The sequence below is a fragment of the Microbacterium sp. CFSPD4_SD4 genome (assembly GCF_057364585.1).
The window spans coordinates 1-454 of record NZ_JBNFOC010000030.1 but is presented as its reverse complement, the minus strand read 5'-3'; the positions used below and the strand labels follow the sequence as shown (position 1 = coordinate 454).

At 54.2% G+C, this 454-nt stretch carries 1 protein-coding gene; it reads right to left on the bottom strand.

Annotated features, from left to right (window positions below):
* Positions 1–135: ATP synthase subunit I (locus tag AC2W7E_RS16260; RefSeq protein ID WP_485989533.1), on the bottom strand; the 135-nt coding region annotated here is incomplete at its 3' end.
* Positions 136–454: the final 319 nt, after the last annotated feature.

Below are 454 nucleotides of genomic sequence, written 5' to 3'. Positions count from 1 at the left end.
AATGAACAGTACGGCTGTCAGTATCAGTTTGCCTGCCTCACCGGAGTAAAATTCTCCGACAATGGCACGGGCCGACCGGGCTCCGCTGTAGCGGTACACCCGAAAGGCGAAATAGCCGTTGGGAATCAATGCCACCAATCCCCCCCAACAGACCGGAGTAGCCAGCTATCCAGCCCTGGAATCCCCACAGGACGAGCGCTACTGCCAAGGTCACAATCAATTGCAGCATCAGAACCGGGAAGGCGGGCGTTCGGTGAAAAGGGGACTTGTTGGGCGTTCTTGCGTCCATTCCGACCCTCTTGGTATTTCCGACGACGTCAACCGCTGTTGCTGCAATACACTGGTGCATTTTTGCCCAGCCAAAATAGCGCGAGGAGTATAGGTGGATTACGTAGTCGATTCAACTACAGCGGTTGATTTCCGTAGTGCGCTGCGATGTTGCAGTTGTTACTTA